The sequence below is a fragment of the Alistipes sp. HGB5 genome, assembly GCF_000183485.2.
Classification (GTDB): domain Bacteria; phylum Bacteroidota; class Bacteroidia; order Bacteroidales; family Rikenellaceae; genus Alistipes; species Alistipes finegoldii.
The window spans coordinates 157,338-173,051 of sequence record NZ_AENZ01000052.1; the positions used below are offsets into that span (position 1 = coordinate 157,338).

Annotated in this window: 15 protein-coding genes; 5 read left to right on the plus strand and 10 right to left on the minus strand. The window is 58.3% G+C overall.

Features of this window, described 5'->3' with window-relative positions; all coding sequences use genetic code 11:
* The 3 genes from HMPREF9720_RS09295 to HMPREF9720_RS09305 form a co-directional block, all read right to left on the minus strand.
* Positions 1-222, minus strand: coding sequence for a helix-turn-helix domain-containing protein (locus HMPREF9720_RS09295; protein WP_009597909.1), 222 nt, complete (start codon positions 220-222; stop codon positions 1-3).
* A 60-nt stretch (positions 223-282) separates the two neighbouring features.
* On the minus strand, positions 283-972 hold the full coding sequence (locus HMPREF9720_RS09300; protein ID WP_009598053.1) for a DUF2975 domain-containing protein: 690 nt from the start codon (positions 970-972) through the stop codon (positions 283-285).
* Between the two features lie 144 nt (positions 973-1,116).
* Positions 1,117-1,728 carry a hypothetical protein gene (locus HMPREF9720_RS09305; RefSeq protein WP_009598091.1) on the minus strand — a complete coding sequence of 204 codons (612 nt, stop codon included), beginning with the start codon at positions 1,726-1,728 and terminating at the stop codon, positions 1,117-1,119.
* 99 nt (positions 1,729-1,827) lie between these two features.
* Here HMPREF9720_RS09305 and HMPREF9720_RS09310 point away from each other — a divergent pair, with 99 nt between their 5' ends.
* From HMPREF9720_RS09310 to HMPREF9720_RS09320, 3 genes are all read left to right on the plus strand, one after another.
* On the plus strand, positions 1,828-2,556 hold the full coding sequence (locus HMPREF9720_RS09310) for an acyl-[acyl-carrier-protein] thioesterase (RefSeq protein WP_009598007.1): 729 nt from the start codon (positions 1,828-1,830) through the stop codon (positions 2,554-2,556).
* 72 nt (positions 2,557-2,628) lie between these two features.
* On the plus strand, positions 2,629-3,165 hold the full coding sequence (locus HMPREF9720_RS09315; protein ID WP_009597968.1) for a ferritin-like domain-containing protein: 537 nt from the start codon (positions 2,629-2,631) through the stop codon (positions 3,163-3,165).
* A 213-nt stretch (positions 3,166-3,378) separates the two neighbouring features.
* Positions 3,379-4,515 (plus strand): glycosyltransferase, encoded by a 1,137-nt coding sequence (locus HMPREF9720_RS09320; RefSeq protein ID WP_009598006.1) that lies wholly within the window; start codon positions 3,379-3,381, stop codon positions 4,513-4,515.
* A 376-nt stretch (positions 4,516-4,891) separates the two neighbouring features.
* Here HMPREF9720_RS09320 and HMPREF9720_RS09325 read toward each other — a convergent pair whose 3' ends face one another.
* The 5 genes from HMPREF9720_RS09325 to era form a co-directional block, all read right to left on the minus strand.
* On the minus strand, positions 4,892-6,550 hold the full coding sequence (locus tag HMPREF9720_RS09325) for an AMP-binding protein (RefSeq protein WP_009598026.1): 1,659 nt from the start codon (positions 6,548-6,550) through the stop codon (positions 4,892-4,894).
* A gap of 3 nt (positions 6,551-6,553) precedes the next feature.
* Complete coding sequence (locus HMPREF9720_RS09330; RefSeq protein WP_009597958.1) at positions 6,554-7,108, minus strand: helix-turn-helix domain-containing protein; 555 nt, start codon at positions 7,106-7,108, stop codon at positions 6,554-6,556.
* A 307-nt stretch (positions 7,109-7,415) separates the two neighbouring features.
* Positions 7,416-8,804, minus strand: coding sequence for an MFS transporter (locus tag HMPREF9720_RS09335; protein ID WP_009598020.1), 1,389 nt, complete (start codon positions 8,802-8,804; stop codon positions 7,416-7,418).
* A 22-nt stretch (positions 8,805-8,826) separates the two neighbouring features.
* Positions 8,827-10,815, minus strand: coding sequence for a tetratricopeptide repeat protein (locus HMPREF9720_RS09340; protein ID WP_039940313.1), 1,989 nt, complete (start codon positions 10,813-10,815; stop codon positions 8,827-8,829).
* A 54-nt stretch (positions 10,816-10,869) separates the two neighbouring features.
* Positions 10,870-11,751 carry a GTPase Era gene (gene era / locus HMPREF9720_RS09345; protein WP_009598058.1) on the minus strand — a complete coding sequence of 294 codons (882 nt, stop codon included), beginning with the start codon at positions 11,749-11,751 and terminating at the stop codon, positions 10,870-10,872.
* A gap of 167 nt (positions 11,752-11,918) precedes the next feature.
* Here era and HMPREF9720_RS09350 point away from each other — a divergent pair, with 167 nt between their 5' ends.
* Entirely contained in the window at positions 11,919-12,599 is a 681-nt protein-coding gene (locus tag HMPREF9720_RS09350) for a nitroreductase family protein (protein ID WP_244989954.1), read from the plus strand.
* Between the two features lie 111 nt (positions 12,600-12,710).
* Here HMPREF9720_RS09350 and ffh read toward each other — a convergent pair whose 3' ends face one another.
* Positions 12,711-14,036, minus strand: a complete 1,326-nt coding sequence (ffh, locus tag HMPREF9720_RS09355) for a signal recognition particle protein (RefSeq protein WP_009598076.1) — start codon at positions 14,034-14,036, stop codon at positions 12,711-12,713.
* 162 nt (positions 14,037-14,198) lie between these two features.
* Here ffh and HMPREF9720_RS09360 point away from each other — a divergent pair, with 162 nt between their 5' ends.
* Positions 14,199-14,927 carry a hypothetical protein gene (locus HMPREF9720_RS09360; RefSeq protein ID WP_009597911.1) on the plus strand — a complete coding sequence of 243 codons (729 nt, stop codon included), beginning with the start codon at positions 14,199-14,201 and terminating at the stop codon, positions 14,925-14,927.
* Between the two features lie 191 nt (positions 14,928-15,118).
* Here the strand turns inward: HMPREF9720_RS09360 and HMPREF9720_RS09365 are convergent, their stop codons facing one another.
* Positions 15,119-15,694: a DUF4294 domain-containing protein gene (locus tag HMPREF9720_RS09365; RefSeq protein WP_009598013.1), complete on the minus strand. Its 576-nt coding sequence runs from the start codon at positions 15,692-15,694 to the stop codon at positions 15,119-15,121.
* Positions 15,695-15,714: the final 20 nt, after the last annotated feature.

Consider the following 15,714-nt stretch of genomic DNA (forward strand, 5'->3'; position numbering starts at 1 on the left):
TTACTCTTCCGACGGCTGGTCCGGGCGGTATTCGATGATGTCTCCCGGCTGGCAGTCCAGCTCGCGGCAGATCGCTTCGAGCGTCGAGAACCGGATGGCTTTCGCTTTCCCGTTTTTGAGGATCGAGAGGTTGGCGGGCGTGATGTCCACGCGTTCGGCAAGTTCGCCGAGCGACATCTTGCGCTTTGCCATCATGACGTCTATATTGATGATTATAGCCATAATGTCGTCCCCCCCCCGTTATTTGTCGTTCCTGTCGTTATCATGGTAATTACGTTGTTTTTAGATAGTCAGTTTCTGCTCTTCGCTGAGCTGCGTGCCGAGTGAGAGCACTTCGGCCATGAAGAGGAACAGAATGCCGACGATCACGTTCCAGTAACTCAGCGGAAATGTCTGCACGACTTCGAAGGAGGTTCCTTCGAGCAGGCGGACGGCCTCGTTGTTGTTGAGGTACTTCATGAAGGCTTCGCTCAACTCGCCCACGAGAATTAGGATGCCGATGGCGCGCGTGCGCAGGATGTTGCTGTGGCGTAGCGGCTGCTCGTCGCGGATCGACTTGCGGAGCGAGTTGATGATCAGTGCGATCAGTACGAGGATCGTCAGGTACGAAAGGCCCGTGATGACCATCAGCAGGTAGCAGAAGCTGTTGTTGCCCATCACCTTGAATGCGTTGCCCAGCGTGTAGGCTTCGTCCACGGTCACCTTCAGGTCGAGACGGCTGATCGTCGGAGTGATGTTCTCCGGCAGGTTGTCGATGCCTATAGGTTCGCCGGCGGAGCGGATGACCGGAGCCGAAACGTAGTAGGAGCGTATGCCTCCCTGCGGAATTTCCATCTCCAGCGTATTCTGCGCGTTGCGCCATCCCCGCGAAAAGTCGGGCACGAAACTCGCGGCGAAGCCGACGATCAGCGCCGCGAAGTAGATGATGTAGATCATCAGCAAATGTTTGTGCAGTCTCTTTTTGTTCTGCATAGCTTCGGTTTTTAAGTTTCGATAGTGCAAATTTAGTATTTATTTTCGAAAAACAAATAATATTTATCGTTTTTCGATAAAATATTTGGTCCTAGACAAAAAAAGACGACCCGCAGGCCGTCTTTGGGAAATAGTGCCGTAAACTTATTCCACGTTGTCTTTCAGCTGTTTCCAGAACGATGCGTCGATCGCCATCCGGACCGAAGCCGCGAGCACGATCAGGACGAACATGACGAGGAAGGTGATGAAGCCGACGTTGATGGCCAGACAAATGGCGTACAAGATGCCGAACACGATGCCCACCATGATGCCGAATACCAGCGTCACGAGAAACATCGTCCACTTGCTGCCGTACGTCGCGTCGTTCGACGCCTTGATGGCCTGCATCGGTTTTTTGCCCTTGCCGAGCAGGAAATAGAACGAAAGCGCCCATGACAGGGACAGCACGATGCCCGGCACGATCATGAATACGAAGGCGATGTAGATCGGAATCACCATCAGGCCGGCCGTGATGAGGTACTCGCCCATGTAGCGGCGGTATTTGCTGTCGAAAATTCCGAGCGGGTTGATTACGCTGCCTTTGGCCAGTTCGACCGGCAGCAGGCTGATGGCGATGGTCGTCCCTATATTGATATAGGGTATCCAGATCGTCACGAGCCACAAGGCCACTGCCACGACCACCGACGGGGCGTTTTTCACGCCGATGGCGATCGAATCCTTCAGCGTTTCCGCGAAGTCGAGTTTTTTCATTTCCATAACTAACGATTTTTAATAAGGGTTAATAGTCAAACAAATATATGAAAATATCTGCAAAAAACGTATCTTTGCCGGGACACAACGTTAAAAATCAGCAATATGGCAGAAAAATCGCATTATAATTACCGTGTCGAACCGCAGGACGTGGATTTCACGCTGAGGGCTACGATTCCCTCGCTTGGTTCGGCGATCCTCAATACGGCGGGCGTCGACGCCCACGGCAAGGGCTTCGGCGTGGACGCGCTGAACGCCGACAACCACTCGTGGGTCCTCTCGCGCATGGCTGTCGAATTTGACAGCCAGCCCACGCAGTATACCGATTATACGATCGCCACGTGGATCAACGAATACGGCCGGGTGCTCTCCACGCGTAACTTCACGCTGACCGATGCGGCAGGGACCGAATTCGGCCGTGCCGTGACGCAGTGGGCGATGATCGACCTTCGGAGCCGTTCGGCGCTCGACCTGTCGTGGGTGGGCGACGCCCACGCCGACGCCATCGTCGACGCTCCGTCGCCGACCGACAAGCCCCGCAAGATCCGCGAGGTGAACCCTGCGCAGACGGTCGAACACAAGGTGGTCTACAGCGACATCGACTTCAACCGCCACGTCAATACGATGCGCTATATCGAAATGATGATCGACATGCTGCCCGTCGAACTGCTCATGCAGGAGACGCCGGTGCGCTTCGACATCCATTTCCTGCGCGAATGCCGTTACGGCCAGACGCTTAGCGTCGGTTACGAGCAGCGCGGCCGCACGGCGCTTTTCGAGATACGCAGCGACGAGGGCACTCCGGCCGTGCGCGCCTCTATCGAGTGGAAATAAGCCTGCGGGGCGTGTCCCGCATCTGCTTCGTGGAACGGGTTTTGCAGTTACGGCTGCAAAACCTTTTTCATTATGGAAAACGCAGTTAAAACACAAAACAAGTATCAGGTGAGCATCGACCTGCTGAACGATGCCGTGGGCAAGGAAATCGCCACTTCACTCCAGTACATGTATTTCCACACCCATTTCGAGGATGACCGCTATCAGTACCTTTCGAAGATCATGCGCGAAATCTCGATCGCCGAGATGCGCCATATCGAAGAGTTCTCCGACCGCATCCTCTTCCTGCAGGGCGACGTCGATATGAACGCTTCGTTCCGCACCCGGCAGGTGACCGACGTCAAGGACATGCTCCGTTTGGCGCTGCAGCTGGAGCAGAGCACCATAGATTCCTACAACGAGGCTTCGCGCATCGCTTCCGAGCACAAGGATGCCGTTACGCACAAGATGTTTCAGGACATCATCGCCGAGGAGGAGCAGCACCTCGACACCTTCCGCACCGAACTGCAAAACGTACTCGACTACGGCGAGGAGTACCTCGCGCTGCAATCCGCCGCGGGAAGCAAGCACGCCGCCAAGAGCTTCGGACACCCCGGCGACGGAGAATAGTCCGTCCTGCCGGACCGGCACCGCGGATGCCTTCCGGGCCGGATCCCGTTTTTTAATCGTATATGCGTTTCTGCCCTCTGCGGCACGGGAAGTCCCCGCTTCGGCGGGGATTTTCCGTGCCTGCGGGCGGCCGATCCGCCGATGCGCCCTCTGCGTCGGCGATAAAGAGCGGGAAAACGGTTGCCATGTCGCATATTTTCCTATATTTGTACTATGAAAATTACAATTTTAGGACCTGCGCACCCCTACCGCGGGGGATTGGCTTCGATCATGGAGATCATGGCCCGCACGTTCCGGCTGCGGGGCAATGAGGTCGATATCAAAACCTTTACGCTGCAATATCCGTCGCTGCTCTTCCCCGGCAAGAGCCAGACCGTCGATACGCCGCCTCCCGCCGACCTCGACATCTGCCGGTGCGTCAATACGGTCAATCCCTTCAACTGGCTCCGCGTGGGCCGCCGCATCCGCCGGGAGCGGCCCGACTTCGTGCTGATGAAGTACTGGACGCCCTTCATGGCGCCCTGCTTCGGCACCATCGCGCGCATCGCGCGCGGCAACGGCCATACGAAGGTCCTCTGCCAGATCGACAATGTCGAGCCGCATGAACGCCACCTGACCGATAAGCCCTTCAACCGTTACTACCTGCGGGCCGTGGACGGCTTCGTCTATATGTCCGAGCAGGTGCACCGCGAACTGGAAGCCTACAGCAAGGCTCCGGCACTCTTCTCGCCGCATCCGCTGTTCGAAAATTTCGGCGAGCGGGTGGCGCGCTCCGAAGCGTGCGTCCGGCTGGGGCTCGATCCTGCGGTGGGTTACGCGCTGTTTTTCGGCCTGATCCGCGATTATAAGGGACTCGATCTGCTGCTCGATGCGTGGGCCGAATTGAAACGCGCGGGGCGCGCCGAAGGGCGCAAACTCATCGTCGCCGGCGAATTCTACACCCCGAAGGAGCGTTACCTGCGTCAGATCGCCGACAACGGCTTGCAGGACGACGTGATTCTTCACGACCGCTTTATTCCCGACGAGCAGGTGAAATACTATTTTTCGGCCGCCGATTTCGTCGTGCAGCCCTATAAAACGGCCACGCAGAGCGGCGTGACGCAGATCGCCTATCAGTTTTGCGTTCCGATGGTCGTCACCGATGTCGGGGGGCTGGCCGAAATCGTGCCCGACGGACGGGTAGGGTATGTGTGCGAACCGACGGCGCAGGGCGTCGCCGAAGCCGTTGCGAAGATGTACGAGGGTGACGCGATCGAGCGTTTCCGACTGAACTGCATCGAGGAGCGCAAGCGTTTTTCGTGGGAAGAGATGTGCAGCCGCATTACGGAGCTGTACGAACGGGTCCGCTGATCGGCAGGTCCGCTGATCCTGCGAGTACGCTGATCCCGCGGGGCATTGGGATGCGGGCCGCATCGAGTCGTTGCGGAGCGTATCGAGATGCTGGCGCGGGCGTGCCTTAATCGTAGCTGCCCTCCGAACCCAAAAAAACACGATCGCCCGAAACATTTGTTTCAGGCGATCGGAATAGAAAGAGGGGTGTATCTCGCGGCGGAGCCGGACCTCGGTCGCAGGAACAGCGCCCGGCCAAGTTCCCGAACTGCAGCCCGAAAACTCCGGGTAACCCGAAAACTCCGGGCAACCCTGCAGATTCCGGGCAATTCAGCAAGGTTCTGGTATCCGGCTGGCTCCGGAAATCTGCCGGCGGATAGGTCCGCCCCGGCGGGGATTACCGTTTTTCATCCCCGTTGCGAATCTCCTTGCGGCGGATTTTGCCGCTGATCGTCTTGGGCAGCTCCTCCACGAATTCGATGATGCGCGGATACTTGTAAGGCGCCGTGATCCGCTTCACGTGGTTCTGCAGCTCTTTGATCAGCGCTTCCCCGGCCTGCGCCCTGTACTTTTCGCCGAGGATGATCGTCGCCTTGACCACCTGTCCGCGGATTTCGTCGGGCACGCCCGTAATGGCGCACTCCACCACGGCGGGGTGGGTCATCAGCGCGCTCTCCACCTCGAAGGGGCCGATGCGGTAGCCCGAACTCTTGATCACGTCGTCGGCACGCCCCACGAACCAGAAATAGCCGTCCTCGTCGCGCCATGCCACGTCGCCCGTGTAATAAACTCCGTCGTGCCAGACCTCGCGCGTGAGTTCGTCGTTCAGGTAGTACTCCTTGAACAGCCCCAGCGGTTTTCCCTTGTCGGTGCGGATCACGATCTGCCCCTGTTCGCCGTCCTCGGCCGAACGTCCGTCGGGCGTCAGCAGGTCGATTTCGTACTGGGGGTTGGGCACGCCCATGCTGCCGGGCTTCGGCTCCATCCACGGGAAAGTGGCGAGCGTGAGCGTCGTTTCGGTCTGCCCGAAACCCTCCATCAGCCGGACGCCCGTCAGCTGCCTGAAGGTGTCGTAGACGGCCCCGTTCAATGCTTCTCCGGCCGTGGTGCAGTATTCGAGCGACGAGAGGTCGTATTTCGAGAGGTCTTCGCGGATCAGAAAGCGGTAGATAGTGGGTGGGGCGCACAGCGAGGTGATGCGGTACTGTTCGATCTTGTGCAGGATGTCCGCCGGCGTAAATTTCTCGTGGTCGTAGACGAAAATATTGGCTCCGGCCAGCCATTGCCCGTACAGCTTGCCCCAAGCGGCCTTCGCCCATCCCGTGTCGGCGATCGTCAGGTGCAGGCTCCCGTCGTGCAGGTTGTGCCAAAAACACCCCGTGCTGATATGCCCCAGCGGATAGGTGAAGTCGTGCGCCACCATTTTAGGTTCGCCCGTGGTCCCCGATGTGAAGTACATCATCATGATATCGTCGTTGGCGTTCACCCGCTGCGGACGCACGAAAGGGGCGGCGTTTGCGATTCCCGCGTGGAAATCGAGGAATCCTTCGGGAATTTCCGGCCCGACGCTTATCAGCAGCTCGGTCGTCGGGCTTTCCGGCATGGCCGCCGCCACGTGGTCGGCGATCACCCGTTCGCCCGCCGCGACGATCGCCTTGATTCCGGCCGTGTTGCACCGGTACACGACGTCTTTCTTGGTCAGCAGGTGAGTCGCCGGAATCACGACCGCCCCCAGCTTGTGCAGGGCGAGGATCGAAAACCAGAATTCGTATCTCCGTTTGAGAATCAGCATCACCACGTCGCCCTTTCCGATGCCGAGACTCTGGAAATAGGAGGCCGTGCGGTCGGTCTCCCGCTTCATGTCGGCGAACGTGAACTGAATCTCCGCACCCTGATCGTTCGTCCAGAGCAGCGCTTTCCGGTCGGGCTGTTCCTCCGCGTAGGCGTCCACCACGTCATACGCGAAGTTGAAATTCTCCGGGACGCGGATATGCAGGTTCTTTCTGTAATCCTCCTGCGAGCGGAAGGTCGTTTGCTGTAAGAATCTCTCTACCATAGCTTACATGATTATCGCCAGAAAGCGGACCGGCCGCCCGTCGAGCGCCTTCATTCCGTGCGGCAGGCTGGAATCGAAATAGAGACTGTCACCGACGTTCAACACCAATTCTTTCCCGTTCAGGCTCAGCAGCAGACGCCCTTCGAGCACGTAGTTCATCTCCTGCCCCTCGTGACTGTTCAGGTGCATCGGGGCGTCGGCCGGAGCGGGTTCTACCGTCACGATGAAAGGATCGGCTTTCCGGTCGCGGAATCCCGACGCCAGCGCTTCGTACTTGTAGGCTTTGCGCCGTTCGACCGACACGCCCGCACCCGCACGGGTGATGAAATAGGCGTTCATCTTTGGCTCTTCGCCGAACATGAGCACGTCCAGACTGATTCCGTAACGGCGGGCTATGGTCTGCAGGACGTTTACCGAGATGTCGCTTTCGCCGCTCTCCAGCGCCATATACTCTTCGACCCGGAGATGACAGCTCTCCGCCACCTCCTGCGCCGAGAGTTCGAGCACTTCACGCAGTCCGCGCAGGCGGTTGGCGATTGATTTGATGGGATCACACATTGTTTTTTCGTTTTAATCGAACAAACCGTATCCGCCCCGCTTCCGCCGGGTGCGAAGTCTGAAGTAACAAACTGTAAGTTCGTTACGCTGATTTTTACGTTTTATCCTGTTTGTTGTTAACCTAACAACTTGGCTGTAAATATAGTAAAAAATATAACAAACAGCAACCTTCTGCTTTTTTTCGTCTTCCGGCGCGGTGCCGCCGCTTCGACACTGTACGATTAACGGGCTATGTAGCAGTAAATTATAAAGGGCCGTCGTGCATCGCACGACAGCCCTTCCTCTTCATTTACTTATCGTAGTTTGGCTACTTCTTGATATTGGGCAGTTCAAGCCCGTAATGTTTCCTGCGGTCCTCGGCTTTGAGCCATATGCCGAGCAGCATGGCGACGACGCCGCAGCTTGCGAAGATCACCATCGGAAGCGTATAGTTGTAGGCCGTACCGTCGATATGGCCGGGGTTGCTGAATTTGAGCGCATAGCCGATCACGGCCGGGAAGAGGCACAGCCCGATGTTCTGAATCCAGAAGATCAGCGAGTATGCCGAACCCAGATAGCGGGTCTCCATGATCTTGGGAACCGAAGGCCAGAGGGCCGCGGGAACCAGCGAGAACGAGATGCCGAGAATGATGATCGCGCCGTAGGCGATCAGCGTGCTCGGATAGGCCGGAAGTACGAAGGCGAAGATCAGGTGGCAGACCGTCATCAGAATTGCACCGAAGATCAGCATCGTAGCGCCCCTGCCCTTATGGTCGAGGTAGCTGCCGAGCAGCGGCGTGATGGCCGCGGCGCCCATCGGGAACCAGCGGAAGATGTCGGCGGCCGTCTGGGCCGAGACGCCGAGGTTGCTCTCCAGCATGTTCGTGGCGAAACGCTGGAAGGGGAAGATCGCCGAGTAGTAGAGCACGCAGAGCATGGCGACGATCCAGAAGACCTTGCTGCCGAATATTTTGCCGAGGTCGCTGACGCGGAACTCCTCTTCCGAGCTGTTGTTGCCTTTGGCGTCGAGTCCCAGCTGTTTGTCCAGCTTGCGGTCCATGAACGTAAAGACCACGTAGGTCAGCAGGCCGATCAGCAGCAGCAGGGTACAGAACGCCACCGGACGTACGACCGTTGCCGGCGCCATGTTGGCCAGCCACGGCGAGATGGTGAACACGGCGAATACGCCCACGCGGGCGATGGCCATTTCGAGTCCCATGGCCAGTGCCATCTCCTTGCCTTCGAACCATTTGGCGATGGTCTTCGATACGGTGATGCCGGCCATCTCCATGCCGCAGCCGAAGATCATGAATCCCAGCGATGCGAGTTTGGCGCTGCCCGGAAACGATACCCACCAGCTGTTGAGCCACGTTTCGATGCCCGAACCGATGAAGGCGTCGCTCACTCCGTAATACTTGATGCTGGCGCCGATGAACATCAGGGACGCCGAGAGCACTCCCGTGAAGCGTATGCCCATCTTGTCGAGGATGATGCCCGCCAGAATCAGGAATCCGAAGACGTTGAAAATGAACTCCGAGCTTCCGTACATGCCGAAGACGTCGGGCGTCCAGCCGCGCTGGGCCTCGATCATGCTCTGCAGCGGCGACATCATGTCTACGAACATGTAGCCGAAGAACATCGTCAGCGCGATCAGAATCAGCGCCGTCCAGCGGACGAATGCCGAATCGTTGAGTTTTCGTTGGATAATTTCCGTCATAGTTATTTGATTTGAGTTTAGCTTACTTGTCCGTCGGCGCGTAACGTTTCAGCACCTCGTAAGCCTCGACGATACCCAGTTCGCCGGCCTTCGAAATGTCGAGACACCCTTTGCGCGTGTCCTTCATGAATATCTGTATGATGCCGCGGTTGTAATACGCCTCGGCGAAATTGGGGTTGAGTTCGATGGCCTTCGTGTAGTCTTCGAACGCTTCGGGCAGGCTTCCCGACAAGGCCCGCAGGTTCGCGCGGTTGTAGTAGCTATAGGCCAGATCGGGGAAGAGCTTGATGGCCTTGTTCAGGTCGGCTACCGCCTCGTCGTAGCTGTACGTGCGTTTGCTGTTGTTGTTCAGCCGGTTCGCCGGGTCCGAGTCGATGGTGATGCGCTGGTAGGAGTTGTCGATCGACGAGATGAAGTCGATCATCTCGGCGCGCGTGGTCGAGCGGTTCAGGTAGAGGAACGGGTTGCTCGGATTCAGCTCGATGGCCGACGAGAAGGTATTGACGGCATTGGTGTACTGCTTGATGAGCGCCTGCGAGACGCCGCGCTCGAAGAGCACCGTCCACGAGGTTTCCGCCGCTTTCAGCTCCTCGACATACTGCTTGTCGAGCATCACGAGCGTGTCGGGCGCAATGTTGGTTTCGCGCCACGAAAGCGTCAGGAATTCGTTGTCCACGCGTTTCTTGAAGTCTTCGACGCGCTGCACGTGGTAACGCTTCACGGCCGGCACGGTGTCGGGGCGCATCAGCGTGAATTTGAACAGCGGCAGCAGGCGCATCTCTTCGCGTCCGCCGTTGTGGCCCGTCACGCGGTCGAAACTGCCGCCTGAGAATTTGCTGTCGAATGACAGCAGGCGGTCGAAGCGCTGCGTCGTATCGGCGAATATCGAATAGGTGCTGTCGCTCAGGCGCGAGCGGTATTCCGCGATTTTCTTCTGCGCCGTGTCGCGGTCCTTCTTGGCGCCCTGCGGGTCGCGCAGCAGCTCGCGCAGGCGGCCGCGGTAGATATAGGCGTTGGCGAAGTCGGGATAGAGCTTGATGGCCGAGGTGTAGTCCTCTGCGGCTTTTTCGATCTCGCCCAGCTGGGCGTATACGCCCGCGCGGTTGTAGTATACCAGCACGTTGTTGGGCGAATAGAGCGCCACTTTGTCGTAATCCTCCAGCGCGCGGTTGTAGTCGCCGATCTGCGTGCGCAGCATGGCGCGGTTGAAGTAGGTCAGCGAGTTGGTCGAATCGAGCTGGATCACCTTGTCGAAGTCCGACAAGGCCAGCATCGGGCGGTTGGTGTTCGAGTAGACCAGCGCCCGGTTGAAGTATGACAGCAGGTAGGTCGAGTCGCACTCGATCGCCTTGTTGAAGTCGGCTTCGGCTTCGGGATAACGCTTCTGCTCCATGTAGAGACCGCCCCGGCGGTTGTAACCGTTGGGGTTCTCGCGGTTGGTGCGGATGGCGGTGTTGAAATTGTCGTAGGCGCGGACCGTGTCCTTGAGATGCAGGTAACTCAGGCCGCGGCAGATAAAGGCGTCGGCGACCTTGTTCTCCTGACGGATGAACTTGTCGAAATCGTCGATGGCCTCGGTGAACTGCTGGTTCAAAAGACGCGTGACGCCGCGGCTGTAATAAGGTCCCGGCAGGTCGGGACGCAGCTCGATGGCTTCGCGGAAGTCCTGCAGCGCGTCGTCGTAGTTGCCCAGCCGCGAGCGGGTGATGGCGCGGTAGGTGTAGGCCTGCGTGTAGACCGGATTCATGCGGATCGCGGTCGAGAAATCGGCTTCGGCGCCCAGCAGGTCGTTGAGGTTGTATTTGGCGATGCCGCGCAGGAAATAGCCTTCGAAAGCGTTTTCGTCGAAACGCAGCAGGGTGTTGAGCGTGCGGATGGCCTCTTGGTAATCGTTGTTCATCATGCACGAACGTCCGACCCAGAAAAAATATTCCCGGTTGTATTGTGCATACGATTTCGTCCCGCACATCAGCGCGGCGGCAAGGGCGATTCCCAAGATATATTTACGCATTTTCCGACTCACTTGTCCCTCTAACGTTCTTTTCGGGCTGTTTATTATTCCGGTTTATTCCAATTCATATCCGAAACGGCGCAGCTGGCGCTCGTTGTTGCGCCAGTCGTCGCTCACCTTGACGAAAAGCTGCAGGAAAACCTTCTTGCCGAGGAACTCCTCCATGTCCTCGCGTGCGGTCTGTCCCACACGCTTGAGCTTTTCGCCCTTGTGGCCGATCAGGATGCCTTTCTGTGAGTCGCGGGCGACGTAGATCGTCGCGGCGATGCGGTCGATCGTCGGTTCCTCCCTGTAGCTGTCGATTTCGATTTCGCAGCAGTAGGGGATCTCCTTGTCGTAGAATTTGAGGATCTTTTCGCGGATGATTTCCGATGCGAAGAAACGCAGCGTCTTGTCCGTCAGCGTCTCTTTCGGGTAGAACGCCGGACCTTCGGGCAGCAGGGCGAGGATGGTTTTGAACAACCCCTCGATATTGAAGTTTTCCTTGGCCGATGCAGGTACGATCTGCGCTTCGGGCAACTCCTGCCGCCACTTGTCCACCAGCGCGTCGAGCGCTTCGGGCGTCGAGAGGTCGATCTTGTTGATCACCACGACGGTCGGAATGCCGCTTTCCCGGATGCGGCCGATGATTTCGGCCGAACGGTCGCCCTGCTCCACGGTGTCGGTGACGTAGAGGATGACGTCGGCGTCGGTCACGGCGCCGGTCACGAATTTCATCATCGACTCCTGCAGTTTGTAACTGGGTTTGAGGATGCCCGGCGTGTCGGAGTAGACGATCTGGAAATCTTCGCCGGAGACGATGCCCATGATGCGGTGGCGCGTGGTCTGCGCCTTGGAGGTGATGATCGACAGTTTTTCGCCGACCAGAGCGTTCATCAGTGTCGATTTTCCGACATTGGGATTTCCGATGATATTTACAAAGCCCGATTTGTGCATTTTCTTTCTGGGATATGATCCGGACAAAGGTAACGATAAAATGCACCCCCTCCAAACACGGGAACGATTAATTTACCCGGCATTTTTCCCGATTGGACCCGTCCTGCCGCATTTCCCGATTTTTTCGTTTATATTTGCCGTAACGTGAAATCCCGATGCAACCGCCTATGAAAACCTCGAAAACTCTCTTTTTCCTGCTCGGCGCCCTGCTGGCGGCCCTGCTGACGTGGTGGCTGGCCGGCGGCAAACAGGCCGCCGCCGGCACCTCCGCCGTTGGAATGCCAGCTGCGGGAATCTCTGCCGCCGGACTGCCGGCCGCGGGGGAGCGGAGCGCCCTCGACGTGATTGCGACGCGCACGAGCGTCCGCGCCTACCGGGACTGTCCGGTAGGGGCCGATACGGTCGAACTGCTGCTGCGTGCGGCGATGGCCGCGCCTTCGGCCATGAACCGCCAGCCGTGGGTCTTCGTGGTCGTGGACGACAAGGCGTTGCTCCAAAAATTCGCCGACTCCCTGCAATACGCCAAGATGGCGGCATCGGCGCCGCTGGCGGTCGTCGTCTGCGCGGACCTCACCCGCAATCCGGGCGCTTCCGGCGACTGGTGGGTGATGGACGCTTCGGCCGCTTCCGAGAACCTGCTTCTCGCGGCCCACGCCGTAGGGCTGGGGGCGGTATGGACAGGCGTATATCCCCGCAGCGAGCGGGTGAAGGCCGTCCGCACTATTCTGGGACTTCCGGAATCCGTCGTGCCGCTGAATGTGATTCCGATCGGGTATCCGGCCCAGACCCCAGAGCCTAAACAGAAATGGAATCCCGGCAATATCCGGCGTAACGGCTGGACGCGGTAGTCCGGGACTCGAAACCGAAAATCCCTGCGCCGGTTCATCGGGCAGGGATTTTCTGATTTTGTTTCGGAAACTTCGGATTTTCCGGGACGGCGGGACGGCTTGTCGTCCGAATTACCGCCGCATGCCGGGCATCTTCGGCATCTTCATACCGCCTCCGGCCACGGCCTTCATCATCTTGCGGGTGTCCTCGAACTGCTTCATCAGACGGTTCACGTCGGCCATCGTCGTGCCGCTGCCTTTGGCGATGCGTTCGCGGCGGCGGGCATTGATGATTTCGGGGCGTTCGCGCTCGGCGGGGGTCATCGACGAGATGATCGCCTCGGTCTGCTTGAAGACGTCGTCCGGAATGTCCACGTTCTTGAGCATCTTGCCCATGCCGGGAAGCATCGACGCAAGGTCCTTCAGGTTGCCCATCTTCTTGATCTGCTGTATCTGGCCGATGAAGTCGTTGAAATTGAACTGGTTCTTGACCAGCTTCTTTTTCAGCTTGCGGGCCTCCTCCTCGTCGAACTGCTCCTGCGCGCGCTCCACGAGCGACACCACGTCGCCCATGCCCAGAATACGGTCGGCCATACGTTCGGGGTGGAAGACCTGCAGGGCGTCCATCTTCTCGCCGCTCGAAATGAATTTCAGCGGTTTGTTCACGACCGAACGGATCGAGATCGCGGCGCCGCCGCGGGTGTCGCCGTCGAGCTTGGTGAGCACCACGCCGTCGAAGTCGAGCCGGTCGTTGAACTCCCGTGCCGTGTTCACGGCGTCCTGACCCGTCATGGCGTCCACGACGAAGAGCGTTTCCGAGGGTTTCACGGCGGTTTTGATGGCCGTGATCTCCTGCATCATGGCCTCGTCTACGGCCAGACGTCCGGCGGTATCGACGATCACGACGTTGAACGCGTGCTGGCGTGCGTATTTTATGGCGTTTTCGGCGATCTGCACCGGGTCTTTGCTGCCCTCTTCGGTATATACCTCGACGCCGATCTGCCCTCCGAGCACCTTCAGCTGGTCGATGGCTGCCGGACGGTAAACGTCGCCGGCGACCAGCAGCACCTGCCGGCCTTTCTTGCTCTTGATGAACAAAGCCAGCTTGCCTGAGAAAGTGGTTTTACCCGAACCCTGAAGACCCGCGATCAGAATCACGGCGGGATTGCCCTCCAGCCGGATGTCCGTCGCCGTGCCGCCCATCAACAGGGCCAGCTCGTCGCGTACGATCTTGGTCATCATCTGTCCGGGCTTCACCGCCTTCAATACGTCCTGCCCCAGCGCCTTCTGCTTCACCTCGTCGGTGAACGACTTGGCTACCTTGTAGTTGACGTCGGCGTCGATCAGCGCACGTCGAATCTCCTTGAGGGTTTCGGCGATGTTGATCTCCGTGATGCGGCCCTCGCCTTTGAGGATTTTGAACGACCGTTCGAGTTTATCCGTTAAATTTTCAAACATAGGTCTGCGAAATTTTGCCCACAAAGATAACGAATAATTCACAAAGAGCAAGGGCCGCGGCAATTTTCGGCGCCGCTGCCGCCGCCGACCGCACTTTTCGGCGTAAATGTTTGGCAGTCCGGCCTATTGTGCCACCTTTGTGACCGAAGCAAACTGTGCATTATGAAAAAAACAGCTTTTGCGGTACTCCTCGCGCTTCTGTGTTGCGTCAGCGGGGCGGCCCAGACTCCCGACGAATGGCAGCCCCCGAAGGGCCTGCCCTACGGCAACGAAATCGGCATCCGCTACGGCGCCCAGATCCAGCTCGGCAACGGCGGCCGGCTTTCGCCCGACCGGCTTTCGCCCGACCTGCAGGCGTTCAGCATCGACTATGCCCGCTACAACTACTACAACATCGGCTTCCGCACGGGTCTGAACGTCTTTCTGGACTCCGACGTCTTCGACTACTATTCCATCCCGATGCAGTTTACATGGCGGACGGGACGTATGGTGTCGGCATGGCGCAGAAGCAGGGACGAAGGCTATCCGAACAACGACCCTTATGGCAACGATTATTACGGGGAGAGCGAACCCGACTGGGGCAGTGCGTTCCTCACCACGCTGTTCTCGATTCTCCCCTCGGCGTTCGAAGTGCATACGGGTTTCACACCGGGCATGATGTTCGGGCCGCTGAGCCTTCCGCCCTATGACGGGGGATTTCTCGTCAGACACCGCTTCAGCTGTACTTTCGATGTCGGCGCGCGGCTGATTATTCCCATCTGGCGGTTCAATCTCTACGGAGATTTCACCTACCATTGTTATATTACGGATAATTTCGGATTCCGATACGGAGACTTCCGTCCGACCCGCTCCTATATGGGCGTCGGCGTCGGCCTGTCGTTCAACTTCTGACCGGATTGCCGGGTCGCCGCAATCCGGTTGCCCAGCCGTCGCAGCCCGGTTGCCCCAGCCAGTCGCTTACCGCAGCAGTCCGGCTTCGTACCACTAAAAATACAAGTCCCCCTTTTCAAAGGGGAATTTCGGGGGATTGTCAGTATGAAGGCCGCTTTGCGGCCGGACAGATCGTAATTTATCCGGAAGGGTTACCTGAGCAGTCCGGCTTCGTAATAAATTACGATCTGTTCGATCATCCGGTCTTCGTTCTGCTTGTCGTATTCCGACTTGAGGTTCTGTCCGAAGATGCGCGACACGCCCTGCCAGAATCCCGCCACGAAGCCGCCCCGGAACTCCTTCAGCACCTCGTAGGCGGTGTATTCCGTTTCGCGGTCGATCAGTTTCAGCAACACTTTGCCCTGCGTGCGGGTCATGTGCTTCAGCACCGGCGTATACTCCTCCTTGATTTGGTTGTAAACCTGTCTGATATAGGCTTTCTGCGCCTTCTTCGTCGGCAGGCGGCACAACTCCTCCTCCATGGCCGCCATCTTGGCTTTGGCGATCCGGGCGATGGGGTAGACCTTCTTCACGGCATCGACCAGCTTGCGGTAGCGGCGCAGGTCCACCGGGCGGCTAAATACGTAAACCGGAAGAATGTGCACCAGCGGCACGGAGTCGCCCTTTTCCACGCACCACTCCTGATGCCAGAAGCCGCGGCCTCCCTGCGCCTGCGCTCCGGGGAGTGCGGCGGCCAGCGTTATCAGAAGCAGAAGCCACTTTTTCATGTCCGTAAAAAATTGTTACC

Excerpts from the sequence above, each read along its gene's own strand:
- HMPREF9720_RS09295 (WP_009597909.1), bottom strand. The coding sequence starts at position 222 with ATGGCTATAATCATCAATATAGACGTCATGATGGCAAAGCGCAAGATG.
- HMPREF9720_RS09300 (WP_009598053.1), bottom strand. The coding sequence starts at position 972 with ATGCAGAACAAAAAGAGACTGCACAAACATTTGCTGATGATCTACATC.
- HMPREF9720_RS09305 (WP_009598091.1), bottom strand. The coding sequence starts at position 1,728 with ATGGAAATGAAAAAACTCGACTTCGCGGAAACGCTGAAGGATTCGATC.
- HMPREF9720_RS09310 (WP_009598007.1), top strand. The coding sequence starts at position 1,828 with ATGGCAGAAAAATCGCATTATAATTACCGTGTCGAACCGCAGGACGTG.
- HMPREF9720_RS09315 (WP_009597968.1), top strand. The coding sequence starts at position 2,629 with ATGGAAAACGCAGTTAAAACACAAAACAAGTATCAGGTGAGCATCGAC.
- HMPREF9720_RS09320 (WP_009598006.1), top strand. The coding sequence starts at position 3,379 with ATGAAAATTACAATTTTAGGACCTGCGCACCCCTACCGCGGGGGATTG.
- HMPREF9720_RS09325 (WP_009598026.1), bottom strand. The coding sequence starts at position 6,550 with ATGGTAGAGAGATTCTTACAGCAAACGACCTTCCGCTCGCAGGAGGAT.
- HMPREF9720_RS09330 (WP_009597958.1), bottom strand. The coding sequence starts at position 7,108 with ATGTGTGATCCCATCAAATCAATCGCCAACCGCCTGCGCGGACTGCGT.
- HMPREF9720_RS09335 (WP_009598020.1), bottom strand. The coding sequence starts at position 8,804 with ATGACGGAAATTATCCAACGAAAACTCAACGATTCGGCATTCGTCCGC.
- HMPREF9720_RS09340 (WP_039940313.1), bottom strand. The coding sequence starts at position 10,815 with ATGCGTAAATATATCTTGGGAATCGCCCTTGCCGCCGCGCTGATGTGC.
- era (WP_009598058.1), bottom strand. The coding sequence starts at position 11,751 with ATGCACAAATCGGGCTTTGTAAATATCATCGGAAATCCCAATGTCGGA.
- HMPREF9720_RS09350 (WP_244989954.1), top strand. The coding sequence starts at position 11,919 with ATGAAAACCTCGAAAACTCTCTTTTTCCTGCTCGGCGCCCTGCTGGCG.
- ffh (WP_009598076.1), bottom strand. The coding sequence starts at position 14,036 with ATGTTTGAAAATTTAACGGATAAACTCGAACGGTCGTTCAAAATCCTC.
- HMPREF9720_RS09360 (WP_009597911.1), top strand. The coding sequence starts at position 14,199 with ATGAAAAAAACAGCTTTTGCGGTACTCCTCGCGCTTCTGTGTTGCGTC.
- HMPREF9720_RS09365 (WP_009598013.1), bottom strand. The coding sequence starts at position 15,694 with ATGAAAAAGTGGCTTCTGCTTCTGATAACGCTGGCCGCCGCACTCCCC.